The organism is Pseudomonas sp. W5-01 (assembly GCF_046540435.1).
Classification (GTDB): domain Bacteria; phylum Pseudomonadota; class Gammaproteobacteria; order Pseudomonadales; family Pseudomonadaceae; genus Aquipseudomonas; species Aquipseudomonas graminis_B.
The window spans coordinates 222,386-249,220 of sequence record NZ_JAXCIP010000002.1 but is presented as its reverse complement, the minus strand read 5'-3'; the positions used below and the strand labels follow the sequence as shown (position 1 = coordinate 249,220).

Sequence of the window (26,835 nt, the reverse complement as noted above, 5' to 3'; positions counted from 1 at the left end):
CCAACCTGCACACAACCGGGCGGTTTCATAGACGGAATATGCTTTTTGTCCGCTCCGGACGATCACCCGTGACGATCGCCGGCCTTTCTGCCAGCTCGGGCCAATTATTTTTGGGCAGAACAAAGTGCCAATGTCAGCGGCTTTTTGTATACAACTTAGTTGTGGAAACGCTCTCTCGACGCGCAGGAACAGCAGGCAGAGAACCGTTTCAGCTATCTCCGGAAATGGTTGATCGCCGCGTCCCGGCCAGGGCGCGGCAACTTCCCGTCGAGCGCGGCCAAGTGTCGCAGGTGCGGCGCCAAAGCCTTCCCTCCGCGATCATTCGCGTCTAAGCTGTGTTCGCACAGTGGACCGGCGACAGCTAGCCACAGGCCCAGCGACAAGATTGTGCCCGGCAACGCAACCCTCTTGCAGACAAGCAGCCCCAGCGCTGTTTTCACCCGCAGGGTTGTATCCAATCCCTCCCACTCACGCGCGCGATCCAGCTCGACCTGTCTTCCTTCCCCCAGGCCACTCAGCCAGAACCCTCCCACGCCTCGGCGACCGGGCGTCTGCGTGCACCGCGTCTATCGCTTACTCGATCCCCAGCCACGCCACTGCGTGACGGGTGACGCGCGATCGAAGGTGCGGCTGTTACCACACTAATAAAATACACACCGTGGAACCTGACATGAGCACAGCACCCAGTCCGACTGCTTATAACTACAAGGTCGTCCGCCAGTTCGCCATCATGACGGTGGTCTGGGGCATCATCGGCATGGGCCTGGGCGTCTTCATCGCCTCCCAGCTGGTGTGGCCTGACCTGAATTTCGGTTTGCCGTGGACCACATTCGGTCGACTGCGCCCGCTGCACACCAACCTGGTGATCTTCGCGTTCGGCGGCTGTGCACTGTTCGGCACCTCTTATTACGTGGTCCAGCGAACCTGTCAGACGCGGCTGATTTCCGACGGACTGGCGGCCTTTCATTTCTGGGGCTGGCAGGCGGTGATCATGGGCGCCATCGTCAGCCTGCCGATGGGTTACACCACCACCAAGGAATACGCCGAGCTCGAATGGCCGATTGCGATCCTGCTGACGGTTGTCTGGATCGCCTACGGCGCGGTGTTCTTCGGCACCATCGTCAGACGCAAAACCAAACACATTTACGTCGCCAACTGGTTCTATGGCGCGTTCATTGTGGTCACGGCGATGCTGCACATCGTCAACCACATCTCGCTGCCGGTGAGCCTTTTTAAATCCTATTCCGCCTATGCCGGCGCCACCGATGCCATGATCCAGTGGTGGTACGGGCACAACGCCGTCGGCTTTTTCCTCACCACCGGCTTTCTCGGGATGATGTATTACTTCGTGCCGAAACAGGCCGAACGCCCGATCTATTCCTATCGCCTGTCCATCGTGCATTTCTGGGCGCTGATCACCCTGTACATCTGGGCCGGCCCGCACCATCTGCACTACACCGCCCTGCCCGACTGGGCGCAATCGCTGGGAATGGTGATGTCGATCATCCTGCTCGTGCCGAGCTGGGGCGGCATGATCAACGGCATGATGACCCTCTCGGGCGCATGGCATAAGTTGCGCACCGACCCGATTCTGCGCTTCCTCGTGCTGTCGCTGGCGTTCTACGGGATGTCGACGTTCGAGGGGCCGATGATGGCGATCAAGACCGTCAATGCGCTTTCTCACTACACCGACTGGACCATCGGCCACGTTCACTCGGGCGCGCTGGGCTGGGTGGCGATGATCACCATCGGCGCCGTCTACCACATGATCCCGAAACTCTATGGCCGTGCGCAGATGCACAGCGTCGCGCTGATCAACACGCACTTCTGGCTCGCCACTGTCGGCACCGTCCTCTACATCGCCGCGATGTGGGTCAACGGCATCACCCAGGGGCTGATGTGGCGGGCGATCAACGATGACGGCACCCTGACCTACTCGTTCGTCGAGGCCCTGCAGGCCAGTCATCCGGGGTATATCGTCCGCGCCTTGGGCGGTGCGATTTTCGCCAGCGGCATGCTGTTCATGGCCTACAACGTGTTCCGCACCATTCGCGCAGCGAACACGGAAGAAGCCGAAGCCGCCGCGCAGATTGCTGTCGTGGGGGCCCACTGATGATCAAGCACGAAGCACTGGAAAAGAACATCGGCCTGTTGTCGATCTTCATGGTCATCGCGGTGGCGATCGGCGGGCTGACGCAGATCGTCCCGCTGTTCTTTCAGGACGTCACCACCCTGCCCGTCGAGGGCATGAAGCCGCGCCCGGCGCTGGAGCTCGAAGGCCGCGACGTCTACATCGCCAACGGCTGCGTGGGTTGCCATTCGCAGATGATCCGGCCGTTCCGCGCCGAAACCGAGCGCTACGGGCATTACTCGGTGGCCGGTGAGAGCGTCTGGGATCACCCGTTTCTGTGGGGCTCCAAACGCACCGGGCCGGACCTGGCGCGGGTCGGCGGTCGCTACTCGGATGACTGGCACCGCGCCCATTTAAACAACCCGCGGGACCTGGTGCCGGAGTCGATCATGCCGGCCTACCCCTTCCTGGCGGACACCAAAATCGACGGCCAGCTGACCGGCAAGAAGATGGAAGTGCTGCGCAGCCTGGGCGTGCCGTACACCGATGCCGACATCGCCGGCGCGAGCGACGCGGTGAAGGGCAAGACCGAAATGGATGCGCTGGTGGCCTATCTCCAAGGCCTGGGCACCCTCATCAAGAGCAAACGGTGATCGCCATGGACATGGGAACGATTCGAGGCCTGGGCACCGTTGTGGTGATGGTCGCCTTCATCGGTCTGGCGTTGTGGGTGTTCAGCCCGCGGCGCAAAGCGGAATTCGACGATGCAACGCTGCTGCCGTTTGCCGATGACCCCGAGGCGATTGCGCAGGTCAGGCAGGCGCAGGACCAGCGCAAAGCGCAAGCACACTCGAAAGCCGAAAGGAGCCCGAAACCATGAGCACCTTCTGGAGCCTTTATGTCACGGTGCTGACCCTGGGCACGATCTTCGCGATGGGCTGGCTGCTGATCGCGACGCGCAAGGGCCAGCGCGCCGACACCACCGATGAAACCGTCGGCCACGCCTTCGACGGCATCGAGGAGTACGACAACCCACTGCCCAAGTGGTGGTTCTGGCTGTTCATCGGCACGATCATCTTCGCTTTGGGTTATCTCGCGTTTTACCCGGGCCTGGGCAACTGGAAGGGCCTGTTGCCGGGCTATGACTACGCCGACAACGACAAGAAAATCCCGTTTTCCGACGGCGCCACCGGCTGGACCGGCGTGCACGAATGGGAAAAGGAAATGGTCCGCTCGGAGGCGCGCTACGGGCCGATCTACGCCAGATTCGCAGCGATGCCCATTGAAGACGTGGCCAAGGACCCACAAGCACTGAAGATGGGTGGACGGCTGTTCGCGTCGAATTGTTCGGTCTGCCACGGCTCAGACGCCAAAGGCGCCTACGGCTTCCCCAACCTGGCCGACGCCGACTGGCGCTGGGGCGGTGATGCGCAGAGCATCAAAACCTCCATCCTGAACGGCCGTCATGCGGTCATGCCGGCGTGGGGGGCGGTGATCGGCGATCAAGGCGTGCGCGACGTGTCGGCTTACGTGCTGACCCAACTGAACGGGCGCACACTGCCGGCTGATGCGAAAGCCGATCCGGTGGCAGGCTTGAAAATCTATGCCACTACTTGCGTTGCCTGCCACGGGCCGGAGGGCAGAGGCGTTGCCGCACTGGGTGCCCCGGACCTGACCCACCCCGGCGCGTTCATCTACGGCGCCAGCTTTGCGCAGCTGCAACAGACCATCCAGTATGGCCGCCAAGGGCAAATGCCGGCCCAGGCGTTGTTGCAGGGCAACGACCGGGTGCACTTGCTGGCGGCGTACGTTTACAGCCTGTCCCACGGGGAAGAACCGGCGGCAAAGCCCGAGTGAAGGATATCGCTGTCGCACACGCTGATGATTCGGCCCGAAGGGCGTAGGACGCTGCCATGAGCAATCAGATTCCGCTGCACAACGTCACGCCGCCGACGAAGAACGACGGCGACACCGTTGACCTGTATGCCTCGCGGGAGAAGATCTACACCCGCGCGTTCACCGGGGTATTCCGCACGCTGCGCATGGGTGGCGGCGCGGTGTTGTTCCTGCTGTATTTCGGCACGGTCTGGCTCAACTGGGGCGCGCATCAGGCGGTGTGGTGGAACCTGCCGGAGCGCAAGTTCTACATCTTCGGCGCGACGTTCTGGCCGCAGGATTTCATTTTGCTGTCGGGCATTCTGATCGTCAGCGCGTTCGGGCTGTTCTTTATTACCGTGTTCGCCGGGCGCGTCTGGTGCGGTTACACCTGCCCGCAAAGCGTGTGGACGTGGGTGTTCATGTGGTGCGAAAAGGTCACCGAAGGCGACCGCCACCAGCGCATCAAACTCGACAAGGCGCCCATGGACGCCAACAAGTTCGCGCGCAAGTTCGCCAAGCACAGCCTCTGGCTGCTGATCGGTCTGGTCACCGGTCTGACTTTCGTCGGCTACTTCTCGCCCATCCGTCAACTGCTGCTGGATTTCTTCAACGGCCAGGCCGATGGCTGGTCGTATTTCTGGGTCGGTTTCTTCACCCTCGCCACCTACGCCAACGCCGGCTGGCTGCGGGAACAGGTGTGCATTCATATGTGCCCCTACGCGCGTTTCCAGAGCGTCATGTTCGACAAGGACACACTGATCGTTTCCTACGACCCACGGCGCGGCGAGGCACGGGGTGCGCGCAAGAAGGAAACGGATTACAAGGCTGAAGGTCTCGGCGACTGCATCGATTGCACGATGTGCGTGCAGGTCTGCCCCACCGGCATCGACATCCGCGACGGCTTGCAGATCGAATGCATCGGTTGCGCGGCGTGCATCGATGCCTGCGATTCGATCATGGACAAGATGGACTACCCGCGCGGCTTGATCAGTTACACCACCGAACACAACCTTTCCGGTCAGGTAACCCATACACTGCGGCCCCGGTTGATCGCCTACGCCGTCGTGCTGGTGGTGATGATCGGCGTGCTGACCAGTGCGTTTTTGATGCGTTCGCTGGTGGGTTTTGATGTGAGCAAGGACCGCATGCTGTACCGGGAAAACGCCGAGGGCCGGATCGAAAACGTCTACAGCCTGAAAGTCATGAACAAGGACCAGGTCGACCACACCTATGTGCTCGACGCCACAGGATTGCCGGACCTGAAGCTGCAAGGCCGTCGCGAGATCAAGGTGCCGGCGGGCGAGATCATCAGCCTGCCGGTGGAGCTGTCGGTCGCGCCGGAGCAACTGCCGTCGAGCAGCAACGACGTCAGTTTCGTCCTCAGGGAAATCAAGAACAGCGACATTGAGCAGAGCGACACTGAAGTCCACGCCAAGAGCCGTTTCCTCGGCCCGCCCATTCGCTGAGAGATGTCGGAAATGACCCCAGTCACCGCAGCACGTCCCTGGCACCGGCATCTATGGCCGTGGATCATCATCGGCATTCTGGCCTGCTCGGTGGCGTTGACCCTGGCCATGGTCACCATCGCCGTCACCCACCCGGACAACCTGGTCACCGACAACTATTACGAGGCCGGCAAAGGCATCAATCGCTCACTCGATCGCGAGTTGCTGGGTCAGTCCCTCAACCTGCACGCCCGCGTGGCTCTCGACGAGCTGACCGGCGAAGTGGATGTGCAACTGAGCGGCGCCAGCCAGCCGGAAACCCTGGTCCTGAACCTGATCTCCCCGACCCAGCCGGACAAAGACCGCAAAGTGGTGCTGGCGCGCACGCCGTCGCAGCCGGGGCGCTATGTCGGGCAGTTGGCCGACGGGGTCGAAGGCCGGCGCTTCGTCGAATTGCTGGGGGTGGAGAACGCCCAGACCTGGCGCCTGTTCGAGGAAGAACGGATCGTTCCCGGGCAGCCACTGACCCTGGGCGACGAGCCGCTTCAGGGCGCTGGCGGGCATTGACGTGAAAGCGACTGAGGGAATTACCCTGCGGCCTTGCTACCACTGCACGCTACCGGTCCCGCCGGGCGGGCGCTTCGTGGCCTCGGTGCTGGGTGAGCCGCGGGAATTCTGCTGCCCCGGCTGTCAGGCCGTGGCCCACGCCATCGTTGCCGGCGGCCTGGAAAGCTACTACCTGCATCGCAGCGAAGCGTCGGTCAACCCGCAGGTGTTGCCCTCGCCGTCAGCCGATGAACAGGCCCTCTTTGATCGTCCCGACGTGCAAGCGCCCTTTGTCCGCCATGACACCCCCTCTGGCGATGTCGCCGGCGATGTGGCTGAAACGACGCTGATGATCGAAGGCATCACCTGCGCGGCGTGCGGCTGGCTGATCGAGCGCCACCTGCGCAGGTTGCCCGCCGTGGTCGAAGCGCGGCTGAACCTGTCCAGTCACCGCTTGCACCTGCGCTGGCATGACCAGCCATTGCCTTTGAGCGAGGTCCTGTCCGAGCTGCGGGGCATCGGTTACGCCGCCCACCCTTATCATGCGGATGCAGCCACCGAGCGCCTGGCCCTGGAAAACCGTCGCAGCCTGCGTCAACTGGGCGTCGCCGGGCTGCTGTGGTTTCAGGCGATGATGGCGACCATGGCGACCTGGCCCGAATTCAACATCGACCTCGGCCCGGAAATGCACACAATCCTGCGTTGGGTGGCGATGTTTCTGACGACGCCCATCGTGTTCTACAGCTGCGCGCCGTTCTTCAAAGGGGCGCTGCGCGACCTGCGCGCCCGCCATCTGACCATGGACGTTTCGGTGTCGCTGGCGATTGGCGCAGCGTACTTCGCCGGCCTCTGGACAGCGGTCACCGGGGTCGGCGAATTGTATTTCGACGCGGTCGGCATGTTCGCGCTGTTCCTGCTTAGCGGCCGCTACCTCGAACGCCGCGCCCGGGAACGCACCCGCTTAGCGACCGAGCAACTGGTCAATCTGCTGCCGGCGTCCTGCCTGCGGTTGAACGCGGACGGACAGACAGAGTGCATCCTGACTGATCAACTGCGCCTGCACGATCAGGTGCTGGTACACCCCGGCGCGATGTTGCCGGCGGACGGCCGAATCATCGCGGGTTGCTCGAGCATCGACGAATCGCTGCTCACCGGGGAGTACCTGCCTCAGCAGCGCCAGGTGGGAGACGCCGTCACCGCCGGCACCGCCAATAGTGAAAGCGTGCTCACCGTGGAAGTGCTCGCGTTGGGCGCTGACACCCGGCTCTCCGCCGTCGTCCGACTGCTGGAACGCGCACAATCGGAGAAGCCGCCCCTGGCGCAGATGGCGGACCGCGCGGCGCAGTGGTTTTTGCTGATTTCGCTGGTGCTGGCGGCGTGTGTCGGTGTGGTCTGGTGGCAGCTCGATGCCGGCCGCGCATTCTGGATCGTGCTGGCGATGCTGGTCGCCACTTGCCCGTGCGCCTTGTCGCTGGCGACCCCGACCGCGCTGACCGCCGCCACCGGCACGCTGCACAGGCTCGGGCTGCTGCTGACCCGAGGCCATGTGCTGGAGGGGCTGAACCGGATCGATACGGTGATCTTCGACAAGACCGGCACGCTGACCGAAGGGCGCCTGACGTTGAGGGCGGTTCGCAGCCTTGGCGCCCTGAGCAGTGACGACTGTTTGAGCCTGGCAGCGGCGCTGGAAAGTCGGTCTGAACACCCGATTGCCCGGGCGTTCGGCAAAACGCCGCTGACCGCTGAACGGGTGGTCGCGACGCCGGGCCTGGGCCTGGAAGGCGAGGTCAACGGGCGCCTCTCGCGCATCGGTCAGCCCGGGTTTGTCTGCGCCTTGAGTGGCGTCGCCGTACCCTCCATGCCGGAGGAGCCCGGTCAGTGGTTGCTGCTGGGGGATGACACCCAAGCCCTCGCCTGGCTGGTGCTGGATGATCGGCTGCGGGACGACGCGGCAGGGTTGGTCACGGCGTGCAAACAGCGCGGCTGGCAGACGTTGTTGTTGTCCGGCGACAGTTCGCCCATGGTGTCCATTGTCGCGACTCAGTTGCAGATCGATGACGCCCGGGGCAGCCTGCGGCCGGATGACAAGCTCGCCATTCTGCAACGGCTTCGCGCCGAGGGCCGGACCCTTCTGGTGATCGGCGACGGGGTCAATGATGTGCCGATGCTGGCGGCGGCCGACATCAGCATCGCCATGGGTTCGGCCACCGATCTGGCCAAGACCAGCGCCGATGCGGTGCTGCTGTCGAATCGTCTGCACGTGTTAGTCGATGCGTTTGGCCTCGCTCGGCGCACGCGGCGGGTCATTCTGGAAAACCTGGCGTGGGCCGGGTTGTACAACGGGCTGGTGCTGCCCTTCGCGGCGCTGGGCTGGGTGACGCCGTTGTGGGCCGCGGCGGGAATGTCGGTGAGTTCGCTGGTGGTGGTGTTGAATGCGTTACGTCTGACGCGGATGAAGCCGATTTCTGCAGAATCCATGGCTGCCCGTCAGACGGTGACCCCATGAACCCACGCCCCGATTCGGAGGCCCGATGCCTGCGCTCTACATCATGATTCCGGTGGCGCTGCTGATCGTGGCGGTGGCGATTTACGTGTTTTTCTGGGCGGTGGACAGCGGTCAGTACGACGACCTCGACGGCCCGGCCCACAGCATTCTGTTCGACGATCAGGATCCAGGGCACAAGGCTGGGGTGGATGAAGCGTCGGGGAAAGAGACATCGGCCGTCAAGAAGGATTCAGCCACATGAACCCGGTCCCTGTGGGAGTGAGCTTACTCACGAAGGCCGACAATCGACCGCTGCATATCCGTCGGATGTACCGGCCTCTTCGCGATCAAGCTCGCTCCCACAGTCCATGCGTTGGCAGATATATCTGCGATGCCGTCAGGCTTGATGCATTTTCATGTGGGACGACCGGGGTAACGCTCCACCTTGCTCCCGAAGGCGTATCAACCGTCAACGCGAGATTCTCGGGTCGAAACCATGCATGACCTCTTCCCCCAACTCCTCTCCGCCCTCGTGCTGGGCCTGCTCGGCGGCGGTCATTGCCTGGGCATGTGCGGCGGTCTGATGGGCGCGCTCACCTTTGCCATCCCCCCGGAGCAACGCGGAAGACGCCTGCGCCTGCTGGTGGCCTACAACGTCGGACGTGTTTTCAGCTATGCCTGCGCGGGATTGCTCACAGGCATGCTCGGCTGGGCCGTCGCCAACAGCCCGGGGGCGATTCTGTTGCGGGTGATCGCGGGGCTGCTGATGATCACGATGGGCCTGTACCTGGCCGGATGGTGGAGCGGCCTGACCCGCATCGAAGGCCTGGGCCGCTGGATTTGGCGTTACCTGCAACCGCTGGCCCGCCGCCTGATGCCGGTGTCGACGACACCCCGGGCTTTACTGATGGGCGCGGTGTGGGGCTGGCTGCCATGCGGGCTGGTTTACAGCACGTTGCTGTGGTCGGCCAGCCAGGGCAATGCGCTGCACAGCGCGTTGTTGATGCTCGCGTTCGGCGTCGGCACCTGGCCGGTGCTGCTCGCCACGGGCCTGGCCGCCGAGCGCATCACCGCCCTGCTCCGTCGGCGCAGCGTGCGCGTGGCTGGCGGGGTGCTGGTGATTCTGTTCGGCCTGTGGACACTCCCCGGCCCCCATCAACAGTGGCTCATGGGGCACACGCATCACACGATGAATCACGACATGAATCCCGCCATGGATCATGCAGGCATGGGCCACGAGTAATCCCAGCCCCCATCCGTTGACCCAGATCAATGCCCTCACCGGCGGCTTCCCTACACTTCCCGCACCGCCATCCTTATCGGGAACGCCCCCATGCTCGACGACCTTCGTTGGGATTCTGAACTCATCCGTCGCTACGATCTGGCAGGGCCGCGTTACACGTCCTACCCCACCGCCGTGCAATTTCATAAGCAGGTTGGCGCCTTCGAGCTGCTCCATGGGCTGCGAGACAGCCGCAAGGCGTCGCGACCGTTGTCGCTGTACGTGCACATCCCGTTCTGCGCCAACATTTGCTACTACTGCGCCTGCAACAAAGTCATCACCAAGGACCGCGGTCGCTCCCAGGTCTATCTGCAGCGGCTCGAACGCGAGATCAGCCTGATCGCCGCCCACGTCGATGAGCGTCAGGTGGTGGAGCAATTGCACTTCGGCGGCGGCACGCCGACCTTTCTCAGTCACCTTGAACTGCGCCAGCTGATGGCCCATTTGCGCCAGCACTTCACCCTGCTGGATGACCACTCCGGTGACTACGGCATCGAAATCGATCCGCGCGAGGCGGACTGGTCGACCATGGGCCTGTTGCGCGAGCTGGGCTTCAACCGGGTCAGCCTCGGCGTGCAGGACCTTGATCCGCTGGTTCAGCGGGCGATTAACCGCTTGCAGAGCCTGGAAGAAACCCGCGCCATCGTCGAAGCCGCGCGCACCCTGCAGTTTCGTTCGGTGAACATCGACCTCATCTATGGCCTGCCGCTGCAGACACCAGAGGGTTTTGCCCACACCGTCGAGCAAGTCATCGCCTTGCAGCCCGACCGGCTGTCGGTGTTCAACTACGCCCACCTGCCCGAGCGCTTCATGCCCCAGCGGCGCATCGACACCGCTCAGTTGCCCAGCCCGGAACAGAAGCTGGAGATGCTCCAGCGCACCATCGAGCAGCTGACGCGTGCAGGCTATCGCTACATCGGCATGGACCACTTTGCGCTGCCAGATGACGACCTCGCCATCGCTCAGGAAGAAGGCACGTTGCAGCGTAATTTTCAGGGCTACACCACCCATGGCCACTGCGACCTGATCGGCCTCGGTGTCTCGGCGATCAGCCAGATCGGCGAGCTGTATGCACAGAACACCGTCGACCTCACCGAGTACCAGACCCTGCTGGCCAGCGACCAACTGGCCACCAAACGCGGTCTGCTCTGCAACGAAGACGATCAGCTGCGGCGCACCATCATCAGCCAGCTGATCTGTCATTTCCGCCTGGATTTCGCCACCGTCGAAAACGCATTTGCCATCCACTTTCGGGAATATTTCCGCGAGCAGTGGCCGCAATTGCTGACCATGGCCACGGACGGGCTGATTCTGCTTGACCCGACCGGCATCACCGTTACGCCGGCAGGACGCCTGCTGGTGCGCTCGATCTGCATGGTGTTCGATGCGTATTTGGGCACGCAGAACCGTCAGCGCTATTCCCAGGTGATATAGGCCCAGGTGATATAGGAATGTTCCGCCTGGCGCGGAGGAATGATTTCGGGCCAAGGAAGGCGCGTGGTAGTCGCAGGGCTGACCCTGAGTTACCCTTACGACTTATGTGTGTTTCTTCACAAGGAATTACCCGATGTCTGAGCCAGTCAAACTGCGTGCTCACACCCAGGCTCATTGCAAGGATTGCAGCCTGGCCCCGTTGTGCCTTCCGCTTTCATTGAACATGGAAGACATGGACGCACTGGACGAAATCGTCAAACGCGGCCGCCCCTTGAAGAAAGGCGATGTTCTGTTTCGTCAGGGCGATACCTTCGCTTCCGTCTACGCCGTCCGTTCCGGCGCGTTGAAAACCTTCAGCCTCAGCGACAGCGGCGAAGAACAACTCACCGGTTTCCACCTGCCCAGCGAACTGGTCGGGCTGTCGGGCATGGACGCCGAGGCTTATCCCGTCACGGCCCAGGCCCTGGAGACCACGTCGGTGTGCGAAATCCCCTTCGAACGGCTGGACGAATTGTCGGTGCAACTGCCGCAATTGCGTCGCCAGTTGATGCGGGTGATGAGCCGGGAAATCCGCGATGACCAACAAATGATGCTGCTGCTCTCGAAGAAAACCGCCGACGAGCGCATCGCCACGTTTCTGGTCAACCTCTCCGCCCGCTTCCGCGCCCGGGGTTTCTCCGCCAACCAGTTTCGCCTGAGCATGTCGCGCAACGAGATCGGCAACTACCTGGGCCTAGCGGTGGAAACCGTGTCCCGGGTGTTCACCCGCTTTCAGCAAAACGAGTTGATCGCCGCCGAGGGCAAGGAAATCCACATCCTTGACCCGATTCAGCTCTGCGCGCTGGCCGGGGGATCGCTGGAAAGCTGATGCATGATGGTCCGGGCGGGCTTAGACTGGCGTCTTTTGAGTCATGTCCTGCCCGAGATCCTTATGATTTTCGACGAAGTCAGCATCAAATCCCTCATCCGCCCTGTGGTGGACTTCCCCAAACCCGGCGTGATTTTCCGTGACATCACCCCGCTGTTCCAGTCACCCAAGGCCCTGCGCCTGGTCATCGACAGCTTCATCCAGCGTTACATCGACGCCGAGTTCACCCACGTCGGCGCCATGGACGCGCGCGGGTTTCTCATCGGTTCGATCGTCGCCTACGAACTGAACAAACCGCTGGTGCTGTTTCGCAAGCAAGGGAAGTTGCCGGCCGATGTGCTGGCCGAGGCCTATCAGACCGAATACGGCGAAGCGCTGCTGGAAGTCCACGCCGACAGCTTGTGCGACGGGGATTCAGTGGTGATGTTCGATGACCTGATCGCCACCGGCGGTACCCTGGTCGCCGCCGCCAACCTGATCCGCCGCATGGGCGCCAAGGTCCACGAAGCCGCTGCGATTATTGATTTGCCGGAGCTGGGCGGCTCACAACGCCTGCGCGACATGGAAATCCCGACGTTCTGCCTAACCCAGTTTGCGTTGACGGATAAGTAAGGCCACGATCAAAGTCGATCGGTTCGCCGGATGTCTGTAGGACCGGCTTTAGCCGGGAACAGGCCAGTGAGGGCACCCTGGATTCGGGGTGTGACACCTGCCGCCTTCCCGGCTAAAGCCGGTCCTACACCCGAGTTCACTCCGACAGGTACTCAGCGCGTTGAAGACGGAGAGACTCGTTACAACTGAATCGGCTTGCGCCCTGCAAACGAGTGCGCGAGCGTGCCGCCGTCGACCAGTTCCAGCTCGCCACCCAGCGGCACGCCGTGGGCAATGCGCGAGGTGACCAGGCCTTTGTTGGTCAGCAGTTGGGCGATGTAGTGCGCCGTCGCTTCGCCTTCGACCGTCGGGTTGGTGGCGAGGATAACTTCGGTGAACGAGCCCTGCTCTTCGATCCGTGCCACCAGCTGCGGAATGCCAATGGCTTCAGGCCCCAGACCGTCCAGCGGCGACAGATGCCCCTTGAGCACGAAGTAGCGCCCGCGGTAACCGGTCTGTTCCACTGCATAAACGTCCATCGGGCCCTCCACCACGCAGAGCAGCGTGTCGTCGCGCCGGACGTCCGAGCATTGCGGGCAGAGTTCTTCTTCGGTGAGGGTGCGGCATTGTTTGCAGTGACCAACGCCTTCCATCGCCTGACTCAACGCCTGGGACAGACGCGAGCCACCACTGCGATCACGCTCCAGCAGCTGCAACGCCATGCGCTGGGCGGTTTTCTGACCGACGCCGGGCAGGATGCGCAGGGAGTCGATCAACTGGCGAATCAGGGGGCTGAAGCTCATTGGAGAAACGTCCGACAAAAACACGAGACGCGGTTTATACCCGCGCCTCCGATTACCGTCAAATCAGGGTCATGAGACCTTGACCACCAGCTTGCCGAAGTTCTTGCCGTCGAGCAGGCCAATGAACGCGTCCGGGGCATTCTCCAGGCCTTCCACCACGTCTTCGCGGAATTTCACCTTGCCGTCCTTCACCAGCGGAATCATGGCCTGCATGAATTCGTCAAGGCGATCGTAATACTCTTCGTAGACGATGAAACCCTGAATCTTCGCACGCTTGGTCAGCAGCGTACGCATTAACAGCGGCAGCCGATTCGGCCCCTCTGGCTCACTCTGGGCGTTGTAATGGGCGATCAGGCCGCACAACGGCACCCGCGCACGCTCATTGAGCAGCGGTATGACCGTCTCCAGCACCTTGCCGCCGACCAGTTCGAAATAGATGTCGATGCCGTTCGGGACGGCCGCCTTCAGCTGCTCGGCGAAGTCCTCGCTGCGGTGATCGATGCAAGCGTCAAAACCCAGCTCATCGACCACGTAACGGCACTTGTCTTCGCCACCGGCAACGCCCACCACCCGCAGGCCATTGAGCTTGGCCACTTGGCCGACCACCGAACCGACTGCCCCCGAAGCCGCCGCGACGACCAGGGTTTCGCCCGCTTTCGGCTTGCCGATGTCCATCAAGCCCATGTAACCGGTGATGCCCGGCATACCGAGCACGCCGACCGCCATTGACGGGCTGGGCAGGTCCTTCGGCGCCATCAACAGATTGCTGCCATCAGAAATGCTGTGGGTCTGCCAGCCGGTCTGACCCACGACCAGATCGCCTTCCTTGAATGCCGGATTGCGCGACTGCTCGACCACGCTGACCGCGCCGCCCTCCATCACCGCGTCGATTTCCACCGGTGCCGCGTAGGACGGCGCGTCGCTCATGCGACCGCGCATGTAGGGATCGAGGGACAGGTAGAGCGTGCGCAGCTGCACCTGGCCGTCTTGCAGGTCAGGCAGCGCCTCGCGCTCGAGTCGGAAGTTTTCCGGGGTCGGCGCGCCCTGGGGACGGGACGCCAGGACGACACGTTGGTTGAGGATCAATTCTTGGGTCATCGGAATGGGCTCCATGATGAAGGGTTGCAAGGGTATAGAAAGCAGACCGTGGGCAGCCGGACGGGTTCGGTCGGATGTGGGCTCCCTATGGCGCGCTTCGTGCTGACGGCTTGCCGCCGTGCCCAAACGAAAATGCCAGGCACGAGGGCCTGGCATCTTGATGTCGCAACCGCCGTCCGATCAGAACGGCATTTTCATGCCCGGCGGCAGCTGCATGCCGGCGGTCATGCTGGCGGTCTTTTCCTGGCTGGCCGCTTCGATCTTGCGCACAGCGTCGTTGACGGCCGCAGCGATCAGGTCTTCCAGAATTTCCTTCTCTTCCTGCATCAGGCTGTCGTCCAGGCTGACACGCTTGACGTCATGACGCCCGGTCATGACCACGCTGACCAGACCGGCGCCAGACTGGCCCGTCACTTCAGCGTTGGCCAGTTCTTCCTGCATCTTGGCCATTTTTTCCTGCATTTGCTGAGCCTGCTTCATCAGGCCTGCCATGCCACCTTTCATCATGGGAGTTACTCCTCGGAAGTCATCGGATAGAAAGTCATTGAACAATTAGGGGCGCCCTATCAGCTTAGCGCCCCCGGGAATCATCGGGCGTGGACTTACGCCTGCGTCGGCGCATCCACCGGAACAATGGTGTCATCGCGAATCGACGCACCGAACTGCTGCATCATCTGCTGAATGAACGGATCGCTGTGGATCGCCGCCTCGGCCTGCTTCTGCCGATCGGCACGCCGACGCGCCGCCGCCTGAGCCGGGGTTTCCTGCTCGGGCTTGATCAGTTCGATACTCAGGTTGAGGGTGCGTTCATGGTATTGGTTCAGCGCGTCGTTCAGACGGCGCTGCTGCGTCGAGTTGAACAGCGCACTGTGGGCCGGATCAAGGTGCAGCAGCCAGTTGTCGCCCTCCACCGAAATCAGCGTGCAGTTGGCGGCGATGCTGCCGGTCATGCCGGAAATCGGAAGTTTCGGGAACAGCTCAAGCCAGTCCGCCGCAAGACCGGTGGCAGGTTTGGAGGCCGGCAGCAGCTCGGGCTCCTTCTCCACCGCTTCGACGGCTTCGTGGGCAAGGTCATCGAGATAAGCGAACGACGCCGGGTCGATGTCGATGTCCGGCTCGATGTAGTCGTCATCGGGCGGCGGCTCGTCGTCGCGCTCCATCGGCGCCGGCACATAAGGTGCGGCATCGGGCACGTGCTCGATCATTTGCGGTGTCACCGCCTCGGCAGCGGCTTGCAGCTGTTCTGACGATGCGAGTTCGGGCGCATCCGGCACAGGGCTCGCGGGGGCCGGTGCCGGCATTGGCGTCAGGTCCGGCTGCTCGGCGACGGTGTCGAGGACGGCCTCGGGCCTCTCGGCCACGGACGCGGGCTGTGGGGACGGCTCGTCCTCGGGCTCAGGCTCAGGCTCAGGCTCGGCAGTATTGGCTGGCGCCGCAGCGTTTGGCTCGTTCCACGGCAGATCGATCTCTGCCTCCGCCTTTGCCGCCACAGGCTCGGGCACGGCGACAGGCGCCGGCGTGTCGATGACAGGCGCCGGGGCGGTCTGGGGCCGGGATGCTGCGGATGCTGAACTCGCCACCGCTGTCCGGGAATCAACCGTGGCCGGGTTGATCCCCACTGACTTTAACGGCTGCGTCGGCGCGTTGTCGGCGTCTGCGGGCCGGAACGCCAGCATGCGCAGCAGCACCATCTCGAAACCGCCCCGGGGATCCGGCGCCAGCGGCAGATCGCGGCGACCGATCAAGCCCATCTGGTAGTAGAACTGCACGTCTTCGGCGGGCAACGCCTGGGCCAGGGCCAGCACGCGATCGCGATCGCCGTGGCCGTTATCGACCCCTTCAGGCAGCGCCTGGGCGATGGCGACCCGGTGCAATACGTTCAGAATCTCCGAGAGCACGCCGCTCCAGTCCGGCCCCTGTTCGGCCAGATGCCGCACGGCTTCAAGCAACGAACGGGCATCGCCTTCGATCAACGCAGCCAGTACGTCGAACACCTGGCCGTGATCCAGCGTGCCAAGCATGGCGCGCACGTCGGACGCCAACACTTTGCCTTCGCCGAAAGCAATCGCCTGGTCGGTAAGGCTCATGGCGTCACGCATCGAGCCATCGGCCGCGCGACCGAGCAGCCACAGCGCATCGTCTTCGAACGGAACGTTCTCCACGCCGAGGACGTGGGTCAAATGCTCGACCACACGCTCAGGCGTCATGTTTTTCAGGGAGAACTGCAGGCAGCGCGACAGAATGGTGGCGGGCAGCTTCTGCGGGTCCGTTGTGGCGAGGATGAACTTGACGTAGGGCGGCGGCTCTTCCAGCGTCTTGAGCAACGCGTTGAACGAGTGGCTGGAGAGCATGTGCACTTCGTCGATCAGGTAGACCTTGAAGCGGCCGCGACTGGGCGCGTATTGCACATTGTCGAGCAACTCGCGGGTGTCTTCGACCTTGGTGCGGCTGGCGGCGTCGATCTCGATCAGGTCGACAAAACGGCCCTCGTCGATCTCGCGGCACACCGAACATTCGCCACACGGCGTTGACGTGATGCCGGTTTCACAGTTCAGGCACTTGGCGATGATCCGCGCGATGGTGGTCTTGCCGACCCCGCGTGTGCCAGTGAATAAATAGGCGTGGTGCAGGCGCTGGCTGTCCAACGCGTTGATCAAGGCCTTGAGCACATGGGTCTGGCCGACCATTTCGCGGAACGAGCGCGGACGCCATTTACGTGCAAGAACCTGATAACTCATTGAAAACCGTCGCGACTGGGTTGCGGAAGACCGCCAATGCTAGCGGAGCAGGGGCAAAATTGCATCTGGTGTCCGACGCTTATCGCTTTATTATGGCTGGCCTGGCTCCGCAAGACGGCTCCGCGAGACGGTTCCCTCACAAGGTCCCACACCTGGATTCCGAAGACACAGCAGGCTTGAAACGTCGCACTGTTACTTCGAGGGATCCGGATGCGAGTGTGGGTGAGTGGCTTGGGACTTTCGAGTGCCTTGGGGTTATGGAGCGCGTCGGCGCTCGCAGACGGTCCGCCGTTGCGCTTCGCCGTGGCCGACAGTTGGTCGATGCCGCTGATGCAGGTGGGCCCCGACGGACCAGAGGCCGGGATTCTGTTCGACATCATGGAAAGCCTGGCCCGCCAGATCGGCCAGACCGCCCAGTACCGCGTGTACCCGCGGCTGCGTGTGCAGGCGGCCACCGAGCGCGGTGACGTTGACGTGCGGTGTTACGCCGCCCAGTCCTGGTTGCCGGACATGTCGGGGGACTTCACCTGGAGCCTGCCGCTGCTGACCCAGCGCAACGTGCTGGTGGGCAGCGCCTACGACACCGCCACCTTCGAGCTGAGCGCGATTCTCGGCGATCACATCGGTACGGTGCTGGGCTACGCCTACCCGGTGCTGGACCCGCTGTTCGCCACCCGCGATCTGATCCGCGAAGACGCGAGGTTGCAGGAGCAGGTTCTGCAAAAGCTCTCGGCCCACCGCTACCGATACGCCGTGGACACCCAGTGGTCGCTGGATTGGTACAACCGCGATCAGAAAGCCGACGAGAAACTCAGGGCCGTGTGGGTCATCGATGAGCAGCCGGTGGGCTGCGTCGCCCGCAACGACCCGAGCGTGCCGGCGCAACGCATCATGCGCACGCTGCTGAGGATGAAGATGTCCGGGGAGATCGAGCGGATTGTCGAGCGGTATCAGGTGCATTCGGGGAATCCGGCCGATCCGTATTGAGCCTGCGACGTTTTCCTGATGTGGGACTGCCTTTAGCCGGGAAAGCGTCACGTGACCCACCGCAAGACTGGTGGCGTTCCCACTGGCCTCGTCCGTGTAGGACCGGCTTTAGCCGGGAAGGCGTCATGCGTCACCCCGCCAGACTGATGGCGTACACACTGGCCTCTTCCCGGCTAAAGCCGGTCCCACTAAGTAGATCGCGTGCACTCAGTGGGACCGGCTTTAGCCGGGAAGGCGTCATGGGGCACACCACAACTTTGATGTCACCCACCGCTGTAGCAATCCCGTCATATTCCCTCGCTAGGCTCCGGCGACACATGTTGTAACAACTCGACCTGCGAGCGCCCGCCATGAGCAAGAAACCGGAAGATCCAGCACAGGCTTCAGTCCCCCGGCCACAGGTGGATGATAGCCGCCGACGCTTCCTCGGTGGCGTTGCGGTGCTGGGCGCAAGCGCGACCCTGAGTGGCGTGGTGGGCGCTGCCGAATCAGGCGTTGAAGGCAAGCCTGCAACGGACGCCCTGCTGACCGGCCCGGCGCTGGACAAAGCGCTGCAGGACAACGTCAAGACCATCGTGGTCATCTACGGCGAGAACCGCAGCTTCAATAACCTGTTCGCCAACTTCCCCGGCGTCGAGCACCCGCTTTCCGCCGTGAAAGCCGACCACTACCGTCAGCGCGACCGCGACGGCAAAGTCCTCGACACCCTGCCGCAGTGCTGGGGCGGTGTCTGCCAGATCGGCCCGCAAAGCGTCGACGGCGTGACCTACGCCACGGGCATGCAGTACCAGGAAAACCTGCCCAACGCGCCCTTCCCCCTCAAAGGCCCGAGTGGCGAGGACCTGCCACTCAGCGTCGTCACCCGGGACTTGTGGCACGTGTTTTACCAGAACCAGATGCAGATCAATGGCGGCAAGAACGACGCCTTCGTCGCTTGGGCGGATTCCGGCGGCCTGACCATGGGCTATTACGCCCAGACCCAATATTCCCTGCGCCTGTGGGACGTCGCCAAAGAATTCGTGCTCTGCGACAACTTCTTCCAGGGCGCTTTCGGCGGATCGTTCCTCAACCACCAATACCTGATCTCGGCCCGAGCGCCCTTCTACTCGGACGCGGCGAACTCCCCGGCCAAGTCGCAGATCGCCGTGCTGGAAAGCAGCGACCCGCTGGACTATCGGCTCAAACCCCTGGAGAAGTCACCGGCCAGCGCCATGACCGGCCCGCCACAATTCGGCCCGAGCGCGCTGACGCCGGACGGTTACGGCGTCAACACCATGGCCCCGCCCTACTGGCCGACCTGGCTGCGTGACAAGGAGAAACCGGACTATTCGCAGCCGGGGCTGGCCAACGTGCTGGTGCCGCAAACCCATGAACACATCGGCGACAAGCTCTCGAAAAAGAACGTCGACTGGGCCTGGTACGCCGGCGCCTGGCAGGTGACGCTGGATGAATACAAGGACTCGACCGGCATCCCGAAAATCCCGAACTTCCAGTACCACCACCAGCCGTTCAACTACTTCAAGCAGCAGGGCCCCGACAATCCGGCAGAGCGCAAGAAGCGCCTGCGCGACGGCGGCCTGGGCGACGAGTCCTCCAGTAATAAATTCCTGGCCGACGCCGAGGCGGGCAAGCTGCCCGCAGTGACCTTCTACAAACCCCAGGGCAATCTCAACATGCACGCCGGTTACGCCGACGTGGCGGCCGGCGACCGACACATCGACCGTACGATCAAGGTGCTGCGCAACAGCCCGCAGTGGAAGAACATGGTGATTGTCGTCACGGTCGATGAAAACGGCGGCTGGTGGGACCACGTCGCGCCGCCCAAGGGCGACCGCTGGGGACCGGGCACGCGGGTGCCGGCGATCGTCATCTCACCCTTCGCGCGCAAAGGCACGGTCGACCACACGGTGTACGACACCGCCTCGATCCTGCGTCTGATTACACGGGTGCATGGTCTGGAGAAACTGGACGGACTGACCGAGCGCGACAACGCCATGGCCGCACGGGGTCAGGCACCGATGGGTGATCTGAGCAATGCGCTGCAGTTTCCGGCGTAGACAGGCGCGCAACCATCGCGGGCAGGTGAGCTGATCTTATGTGTAATCAAGCCGCCTGCCGACCGCCGCGCTCGTTCGGCAAGCAGGCGGTCAACACCGCCAGCACAACGGCAACTCCTGCAATCACCCCATACACGGCAACGAACGAGCCGCTCAGGCTCGCCAGCAGCCCGGCGCAGTAATTACCGAGCATGCCGCCGATGCCTTGCATGATGTTGGCGATGCCGAAGATGGTCACGGCCAGCGCAGCACGGGACGCCATCTTCGACACGTACGCCGGTATCAGTCCGAAGATCGGGTAGAACGCCACGGCAAACACGACGCCCGCCACCAGCGGCCAGTAGCCGGTCGGCGCGACGACCAGAATCACCGCTGCCGTCGCCACGCAGACGGACACCATCAGCATCGCCGCACGCAGGCCGATGCGGTCCGACAACGCGCCGAGCGCCAGGCCGCTGAACATGCCGACGAAACCGATGCTGGCCCAGATCTGCGCGGTGTATTCGACGCCGAAATGCAACTCCGTGCGCAAGTAGGACGACAGGTAGTTCTGAAACGGAAAGGTCGAGAAACCAATCAGAAAATTCATCGACCAGACTTTGTACACCCAACCCTGCAGCGCCTCACGCAGCACGCCTTTGCGTGGTGCGCCCTCACTGGCGCTCTCATCGTTGCGCAGAAAGAGCCGCGCGCGTTTGAACACCAGAAACACGCCGGCCACCAGAACGACCGTGATCAGCCCGACGATCCACCACACCGTGCGCCACTCGCCCTGGGGCGCATACAACGGCACCAGCAGGCTGTTGATGAACACGCCATAACTGGTGCCGCTCGACACCAGCCCCATGGCCATGCCGCGGTATTGATAGGGCACGGCGCGCGCGATCACGTCGACCATCGGCACGAACACCGTTGCCGCCGTGCCGGCCAGCACCGTCAGCAGCAGACCGATCAGCACCACATTCTGCGCCAGGGGCATGAGCAGCAAGGCCAGGGCGCACACCGCGCCCGATCCGAAGATCATCCAGCCGCCCCCAACACGAGGCGTCAGCCAGGCCGCCAACAGCGCGCTGGCGAGAAACCCCGCCTGCCCCGCTGCGGTGATGGTGCCCACGTAAGCGATGTCGAAGCCCAGGCTGGCGCGCATGTCCGGCACCAGTTGGGCAAAAAGATAGATTCCGAAACCGTAAGTGGCGGCCACGAGTCCGGTGAGCAGCAGCACAATCAGTGCATTGACACGCATCGTCGGCATCCTTGCTGATGGCCGTCGCAGACGCGGCGGCGCAGGTCGACCCGTAGAATCACTTCTGGATCAAGCAACAGGCTAGCTGAGAACTCGAGGGTTACTGGCAGGGAAACGCGTTTTTCAACGCCGCGACGACCAACACTGATTCATTCAAATGCAAGCTCTCGGAATGGGCCTGCAAGGACTGCACAATAATGCGCATCGACTGGATCATCGGAATGCCACCTTCGGGCACGCACACCAGCCGGGGCAATCCGCCCGCCTCGTGGAACAGATCCAGAGTGTCCATCGTCGCTTGCAGCACCCCGACACAATGCCCGACGCCCACGCCGTTCTGCGCCACGCCGCCGCTCATGCTGTTGATCCCGTCCTGGCATTCGAGCAGCAACTTGTTGCCGTCCGCCAGAGCGCCAGCGCTCACGCAGAGCGCGAATAACGCCGACACGCCCGCGATTGATTTACCCATCAGCGTAGCCACAATTCCTTCACCGAATGGTCCGACGCCTTACGCACCACGAGACTGGCGCGCTCACGGGTCGGCAGGATGTTTTCCAGCAGATTGGGCCGGTTGATGTCGTGCCAGATTTTGCGCGCCGCGTCCGGGGATTTCTCCGGCGGCAGATCGGCCAGTTCGCGGAAGTAGGCGCCTCGCGCGCGAAACGCGGTGCGTTGCAGCATCAGAAAGCGCTCGACGTACCAGCGCTCGATGTCACCCTCTTCGGCGTCCAGATAGATTGAAAAGTCAAAGAAGTCCGAGACGATGCTGCCGGGTTTCTGCCCGTCATTGCCCGCGGTCTGCAACACGTTCAACCCTTCGAAAATCAGGATGTCGGGCTGGCTGACCTTGAAGAACTGGTCCGGGACGATGTCATAGCTGATGTGGGAATAGACCGGGGCGGTGATTTCCGGCGTGCCGGCCTTCAGGTCAGAGAGAAACTTGACCATGCGCTTGCGATCGTAGCTTTCCGGAAAGCCCTTGCGGTGCATGATGCCGTCGGCGACAAGCCGGGCATTGGGGTGCAAAAAGCCGTCGGTGGTGATCAGATCGACCCGGGGATGATCCGGCCAGCGCGCCATCAGCGCCTGCAGCACCCGGGCGAAGGTGCTCTTGCCGACCGCGACGCTGCCTGCCACCGCGACGACATAGGTCTGTCGCTTGGCAGGGCGTCCGAGAAAGGTGTCCTTGATGCTGTCGAGATTGCGCGCGGCGCTGACGTGCAGGTTGATCAGGCGCGACAACGGCAGGTAGATGTTGGCAACATCCTCCAGCGAGATGTCCTCGTTCACGCCCCGCAATGCGGCGAGGTCCTCTTCGGACAACGTCAATGGCGTACTGGCGCGCAGCCCCGCCCACTCCGCGCTGCTCATTACCAGATAGTCATCAGGGGCCATCAATCGCGTTCCAGTCAGGTGTCCGTATCAACAATGGTGCGAAGACTATCGTATTGGTCCAAATGGAGGGCAGATTTATTTGAAGCTGCCGGGGCGACTGGCTTACCTCGCTGACGGCATCTCTGACAGATCCGCAGCCAGGGTTTCCAGCGTCGGCCGCATGATCAGAGGCGCCGGCGCACCTTCGGGCGCAGACAGGCCAAGGCGGTTATGCCAAATCGTCGGCAGTCCCACCTTGGCCGTGCCGAACAGATCGTACCCCGAACCCGCGACGAACACGGCATGGCTGGCATCGACACCCACGGTGTCCAGCGCCAGCCGATAAGGCGCGGGGTCGGGCTTATAAAAGCCGGCTTTCTCAGAGGTAATGACCACGTCGAACGGGATACCCAGCACCTCCGCCGCGATCCGGCCCAGGCGCTCCGAACAGTTGGTGACGATACCCAGCTTGTAATGAGGCTTCAGGGATTCGAGGACCGACTGGGCTTCCGGCCAGGGCTGCAACTCCCCGAAGCGCCGATCGAGCTCTGCGGCGGCATGCTTACCCAAGCCGACTTCCATCGCCGCCTCCTCGACCAGCGTGTCATAGGGGCGATAGCGGCCGCAGCCGTAGGTCGCCTTCAGGTAGGCCATGCGCCAGGTCCGGCCCAGCTCCTCGTAGCCGGCGACTGAATTCCACAGGGTCCAGGAGTCCAGCAAGGCGGTGAGCAGGTCGAAAAGTACGAGTTGGATGGGGGGTGTTGGACGCAGGGGTGATGGGGTGTCGGTTGTCATTATTATTATTCCTGAGCGGAGGGGTGGCGTGCGGAGGATGCCCGGCCAGTCAGCGTGATGGGCCTGTGGGTTTCTTCGCGATGGACTCCATTCTAGGCGGCGCATACGGCGATGAACCGCATGTGGCCTAACACTATGGTTCAGCGTTGGTTAAGGATCATTCGCTCAAGGTCGGGTTCCGACGAGCCAAGCGATCAGAGATAACAACGTTGAGACACGCAGCCATTTGCCAACAAGACAGGGATGAAAAATTTGAGAGAGTGGAAGGGATCGAGGCCGCCAGGGATGCGGATGATCAATACTCGTCATGGCGACGAGAGTGCGTTATGGAGGCAACCCCACCAGCCACACCCCGGCACACAATGTTCCCGCTGTGGCTGCTGCCTTCCGGCTCTGACCAGGTTCACGGGTAATCGTTGCGGGGGGACCGATGGGGTCACCATAACGACGCTCGCCAGTGGCGAGCCGCGCCATTGTACCGGTCTCGCGAGAAGTTACAACCTCTTGTTTCAGATTAAGATTTTGAGTGCCGTGAGCCCCTCGCCGCCTGCGCGATGCAGCGGCTAAGGCGCTGAATGCGGCACAATGGCGCCTGCCTTTTCACCTCCCACACGCAAGTGGCTGGCCCCTGCCCGGCACCGCCAGGGCGCAAGACCCAGGAACCACCGATGCATTTCGCGCTCACCCGCCATGAATCCCTCTCCCCCATTCAACAGCGCCAGTTGCTGGAGATCGAGCTGCTCCCCGCGCAGATCCGCCACGTCGGCGACATTCATGGCGGTCTGCACACGCTGACCGCACGTCCCGTCGCCGACCGGCAGGGCTTCGTACTGCTGGTGAACGACATCCCCCGGGGCTTTTTCGTGCTCAAGCGCAGGTCGCTGTTGCCGGAGTGGGCACGTGAACACGCGAAGGTGACCACCACGCTGCACGCGTTGATGGTCGATAAACGCTTTCAAGGCCGTGGTCTTGGCAAGCAATGCCTTAGGGCCCTGCCGGCGTTGGCGCGGGATTTATGGCCAGACACTGCACAGTTGATGCTGGCGGTGGAGGCCGGCAATCACCCGGCGCGCCAGTTGTACCTGGCGCTGGGCTGGCAGGCGTTGCCCGAGCGCGATCCGGACCACGTCAGCGTTGAGCGGCTGATGCTGCTCGCACTGTAATCACTCAATGGGCCAGTGATCGCAACTGCCAGACTTTGCTGCAGCACTCGACGTTCATCCAGTGCTCGAGCGCGGTGACGGTCATGGGCCGCGCGACCAGGAAGCCCTGCACTTCGTGGCAACCCAGCTCGCAGAGAATTTCGTAGACGCCTTCGGTTTCGGCGCCTTCTGCAACGACGCGATAGCCCAGGCGCATCGCCAGATCAACGATGGCTTCCACCAGGCCGCGATCCTTTTCATTGCTGTCGATGTTTTCCACCAGCGATTTGTCCAGCTTGACCGTGGTGGCGGGCAATTGCCGCAGGTAGGTCCAGTTGCTGTAGCCGGTGCCGAAGTCATCGATGGCGATGTCGATGTTCAATGCGCGCAAGCGCTCCAGCTGCAGCCGGGTGACTTCGGGGTTGTCGCACAGGGCGCTTTCGGTGAATTCGAGCTCGAAGCCACTCGGGTCGAGACCGCTGACCGTCAATTGCTCGAACAGCGCATCGCTGAATGACGCGTTGGCCAGATCGATTGCCGACACGTTCATCGCCACTTTGAAGGCATAGCCCTGCGCCTGCCAGAGCGCCGCCTGGGCAACGGCCTTTCTCAACACCCAAAGGCTGAGCGAGCGAATCAGGGCGGTCTTTTCCGCCAACGGGATGAATTCCGCCGGGCTGATCGGGCCCAGCACCGGGTGCTGCCAGCGCAACAGCGCTTCGACGGTCACGATACGGCCGGTGGCCACTTCAAGCCTTGGCTGATACACCAGCGACAGTTGGTCCGGGCAGCGCACGGCTTCGGCCAACGCCGCCAGCAGCAGAAAGGCCCGTTGCTGGGCGAAGTCTAGGTGCGGCTCGTACCAGCGCCAGCCCGTCGACTTGCCGCGGGCTTCGTCCGCCGCGCTGACCACCAGCCGAATCCAGTCGTGCTCATCACAGCGGTCCAGGCCCAACGGCAGCACGCCGATGCCGACGTCCATTTGAATGGGGATGTTGCGACAGATCAGCGGCCGCCGAAAATGCTCGAGCAACTGCCGAAACAGCAGCTCGGCCTGCTCCGGCCGGGCGTTGCGGGCGATCAGCGCGATGCGCGTGGGGCTGACCTTGTACAACGCGGTGTCGGCAGGCAGCTGGCTGCGGCAGTTTTCGATCATGCAGCGCACCAGTTCCTGGGCGAAGCTGTAGCCCAGCGCTTTGACGATGCTGTCGAGAAACGCTGGCGCGACCATGTCCAGCGCAACCAGCGCATATTTGCGCCGATCCGCCAGGGCGGCGAGGTCTTCTTGCAGGCGCAGACGGTTGAACAGACCGGTGGGCTGATCGACGTAGCTGGCATGGCGCAGGTTGTTGAGCCGCTTCATGACCAACTGGCCATACATCTCCAGCATTGCCACGTCGCGCGGGTCGAGTGGCGGCCGAGGCGTACTGTCGATGATGCACAGCGTGCCCAGGGCCAGGCCGTCGGCGGTCACCAGCGGCACGCCGGCGTAGAAGCGGATGTGAGGCTCGCCAGTCACCAGCGGATTGTCGCTGAAGCGCGGATCGAGCATCGCGTCAGGGACCTGAAAGATTTCGGGGCTGAGGATGGTGTATGCGCAGAAGGCGATCTCGCGGGGCGTCTCGCGCTCGTCCAGGCCTGCCCGTGCGCGGAACCATTGGCGGTGCTCGCTGACGATGGAAACAAGGGCAATGGGGACCTCGAAATAGTGGGTCACCATCAAAATGATGTGGTCGAGCACGTCGTCCGCTGTCGCATCGATTAAACCCATGTGGGTGATGCGCGAAATCCGGGAACGCTCGTTTTGGGGAAATGGAGCACCAGTGGCCATAACTGAAGTCCCTTTAAGACCGCTTTGCCAATCGCCTTGCCAGTAGTGTCAAAACGATATGTACAGGGAAAATAGCACCCCTTTTTCCCCGTTGCAGGCATCGCGGACAAGCGGCGAAGTCCTTTCACCGCTTCGTACCCGTGCTTTTTAGCCCTCACTCACCTGAG

Annotated in this window: 24 protein-coding genes and 1 other RNA gene; 15 read left to right on the top strand and 10 right to left on the bottom strand. The window is 62.7% G+C overall.

What is annotated here, in order from left to right; all coding sequences use genetic code 11:
- Positions 1-670 precede the first annotated feature (670 nt).
- The 12 genes from ccoN (at position 671) to SLW75_RS06445 (ending at position 12,621) form a co-directional block, all read left to right on the top strand.
- A complete protein-coding gene (gene ccoN / locus SLW75_RS06500) occupies positions 671-2,113 on the top strand; it encodes a cytochrome-c oxidase, cbb3-type subunit I (protein WP_410933948.1) in 1,443 nt (480 codons plus the stop codon).
- Positions 2,113-2,724, top strand: coding sequence for a cytochrome-c oxidase, cbb3-type subunit II (ccoO, locus tag SLW75_RS06495; RefSeq protein ID WP_208600750.1), 612 nt, complete (start codon positions 2,113-2,115; stop codon positions 2,722-2,724). The genes ccoN and ccoO overlap by 1 nt, the downstream gene beginning before the upstream one ends.
- Positions 2,725-2,729: 5 nt before the next feature.
- The gene (locus SLW75_RS06490; protein WP_192130494.1) at positions 2,730-2,951 is read left to right on the top strand and encodes a cbb3-type cytochrome oxidase subunit 3; all 222 of its coding nucleotides are present in this window, start codon (positions 2,730-2,732) and stop codon (positions 2,949-2,951) included.
- Positions 2,948-3,928 carry a cytochrome-c oxidase, cbb3-type subunit III gene (gene ccoP / locus SLW75_RS06485; protein WP_192130086.1) on the top strand — a complete coding sequence of 327 codons (981 nt, stop codon included), beginning with the start codon at positions 2,948-2,950 and terminating at the stop codon, positions 3,926-3,928. Before SLW75_RS06490 ends, ccoP begins: the two co-directional genes overlap by 4 nt.
- A gap of 56 nt (positions 3,929-3,984) precedes the next feature.
- Entirely contained in the window at positions 3,985-5,415 is a 1,431-nt protein-coding gene (gene ccoG / locus SLW75_RS06480; protein ID WP_410933947.1) for a cytochrome c oxidase accessory protein CcoG, read from the top strand.
- Between the two features lie 12 nt (positions 5,416-5,427).
- A complete protein-coding gene (locus tag SLW75_RS06475) occupies positions 5,428-5,961 on the top strand; it encodes a FixH family protein (RefSeq protein WP_410933946.1) in 534 nt (177 codons plus the stop codon).
- Positions 5,962-5,980: 19 nt separating this feature from the next.
- Positions 5,981-8,446: a heavy metal translocating P-type ATPase gene (locus SLW75_RS06470; RefSeq protein WP_410934363.1), complete on the top strand. Its 2,466-nt coding sequence runs from the start codon at positions 5,981-5,983 to the stop codon at positions 8,444-8,446.
- Positions 8,447-8,471: 25 nt separating this feature from the next.
- Positions 8,472-8,687: a cbb3-type cytochrome oxidase assembly protein CcoS gene (gene ccoS, locus SLW75_RS06465; RefSeq protein ID WP_410933945.1), complete on the top strand. Its 216-nt coding sequence runs from the start codon at positions 8,472-8,474 to the stop codon at positions 8,685-8,687.
- 234 nt (positions 8,688-8,921) lie between these two features.
- Positions 8,922-9,668 (top strand): sulfite exporter TauE/SafE family protein, encoded by a 747-nt coding sequence (locus SLW75_RS06460; protein ID WP_410933944.1) that lies wholly within the window; start codon positions 8,922-8,924, stop codon positions 9,666-9,668.
- Positions 9,669-9,758: 90 nt separating this feature from the next.
- Positions 9,759-11,141, top strand: a complete 1,383-nt coding sequence (gene hemN, locus SLW75_RS06455; protein WP_410933943.1) for an oxygen-independent coproporphyrinogen III oxidase — start codon at positions 9,759-9,761, stop codon at positions 11,139-11,141.
- Between the two features lie 133 nt (positions 11,142-11,274).
- On the top strand, positions 11,275-12,009 hold the full coding sequence (fnr, locus tag SLW75_RS06450; RefSeq protein WP_065988695.1) for a fumarate/nitrate reduction transcriptional regulator Fnr: 735 nt from the start codon (positions 11,275-11,277) through the stop codon (positions 12,007-12,009).
- A gap of 63 nt (positions 12,010-12,072) precedes the next feature.
- A complete protein-coding gene (locus SLW75_RS06445) occupies positions 12,073-12,621 on the top strand; it encodes an adenine phosphoribosyltransferase (RefSeq protein WP_122622664.1) in 549 nt (182 codons plus the stop codon).
- A gap of 179 nt (positions 12,622-12,800) precedes the next feature.
- Here the strand turns inward: SLW75_RS06445 and recR are convergent, their stop codons facing one another.
- The 4 genes from recR to dnaX all read right to left on the bottom strand — a co-directional run bounded on the left by recR (position 12,801) and on the right by dnaX (position 17,239).
- Positions 12,801-13,403 carry a recombination mediator RecR gene (recR, locus tag SLW75_RS06440; protein WP_065988697.1) on the bottom strand — a complete coding sequence of 201 codons (603 nt, stop codon included), beginning with the start codon at positions 13,401-13,403 and terminating at the stop codon, positions 12,801-12,803.
- 69 nt (positions 13,404-13,472) lie between these two features.
- The gene (locus SLW75_RS06435; RefSeq protein ID WP_410933942.1) at positions 13,473-14,501 is read right to left on the bottom strand and encodes an NADP-dependent oxidoreductase; all 1,029 of its coding nucleotides are present in this window, start codon (positions 14,499-14,501) and stop codon (positions 13,473-13,475) included.
- A gap of 180 nt (positions 14,502-14,681) precedes the next feature.
- Positions 14,682-15,008, bottom strand: a complete 327-nt coding sequence (locus SLW75_RS06430; protein ID WP_065988699.1) for a YbaB/EbfC family nucleoid-associated protein — start codon at positions 15,006-15,008, stop codon at positions 14,682-14,684.
- Between the two features lie 95 nt (positions 15,009-15,103).
- Positions 15,104-17,239 (bottom strand): DNA polymerase III subunit gamma/tau, encoded by a 2,136-nt coding sequence (dnaX, locus tag SLW75_RS06425; RefSeq protein WP_410933941.1) that lies wholly within the window; start codon positions 17,237-17,239, stop codon positions 15,104-15,106.
- Between the two features lie 231 nt (positions 17,240-17,470).
- Between dnaX and SLW75_RS06420 the strand changes: the two genes are divergently transcribed.
- A complete protein-coding gene (locus tag SLW75_RS06420) occupies positions 17,471-18,226 on the top strand; it encodes a substrate-binding periplasmic protein (RefSeq protein ID WP_410930569.1) in 756 nt (251 codons plus the stop codon).
- 350 nt (positions 18,227-18,576) lie between these two features.
- The gene (gene acpA, locus SLW75_RS06415) at positions 18,577-20,283 is read left to right on the top strand and encodes an acid phosphatase (RefSeq protein ID WP_410933940.1); all 1,707 of its coding nucleotides are present in this window, start codon (positions 18,577-18,579) and stop codon (positions 20,281-20,283) included.
- A 46-nt stretch (positions 20,284-20,329) separates the two neighbouring features.
- Here acpA and SLW75_RS06410 read toward each other — a convergent pair whose 3' ends face one another.
- The 5 genes from SLW75_RS06410 to ffs all read right to left on the bottom strand — a co-directional run bounded on the left by SLW75_RS06410 (position 20,330) and on the right by ffs (position 24,128).
- Entirely contained in the window at positions 20,330-21,526 is a 1,197-nt protein-coding gene (locus tag SLW75_RS06410; protein ID WP_410933939.1) for an MFS transporter, read from the bottom strand.
- A 100-nt stretch (positions 21,527-21,626) separates the two neighbouring features.
- Complete coding sequence (locus SLW75_RS06405; RefSeq protein ID WP_410933938.1) at positions 21,627-21,995, bottom strand: Rap1a/Tai family immunity protein; 369 nt, start codon at positions 21,993-21,995, stop codon at positions 21,627-21,629.
- Positions 21,995-22,921: a type I pantothenate kinase gene (coaA, locus tag SLW75_RS06400; protein ID WP_065988705.1), complete on the bottom strand. Its 927-nt coding sequence runs from the start codon at positions 22,919-22,921 to the stop codon at positions 21,995-21,997. Before coaA ends, SLW75_RS06405 begins: the two co-directional genes overlap by 1 nt.
- 102 nt (positions 22,922-23,023) lie before the next feature.
- The gene (locus SLW75_RS06395; RefSeq protein WP_410933937.1) at positions 23,024-23,695 is read right to left on the bottom strand and encodes an HAD-IA family hydrolase; all 672 of its coding nucleotides are present in this window, start codon (positions 23,693-23,695) and stop codon (positions 23,024-23,026) included.
- Positions 23,696-24,031: 336 nt separating this feature from the next.
- Positions 24,032-24,128, bottom strand: an RNA gene (gene ffs, locus SLW75_RS06390) — signal recognition particle sRNA small type.
- A gap of 235 nt (positions 24,129-24,363) precedes the next feature.
- On the opposite strand from ffs, the gene SLW75_RS06385 reads away from it, so the two are divergent.
- Complete coding sequence (locus SLW75_RS06385) at positions 24,364-24,858, top strand: GNAT family N-acetyltransferase (RefSeq protein ID WP_410933936.1); 495 nt, start codon at positions 24,364-24,366, stop codon at positions 24,856-24,858.
- Between the two features lie 4 nt (positions 24,859-24,862).
- Here the strand turns inward: SLW75_RS06385 and SLW75_RS06380 are convergent, their stop codons facing one another.
- A complete protein-coding gene (locus tag SLW75_RS06380) occupies positions 24,863-26,668 on the bottom strand; it encodes a putative bifunctional diguanylate cyclase/phosphodiesterase (protein ID WP_410933935.1) in 1,806 nt (601 codons plus the stop codon).
- Positions 26,669-26,835: the final 167 nt, after the last annotated feature.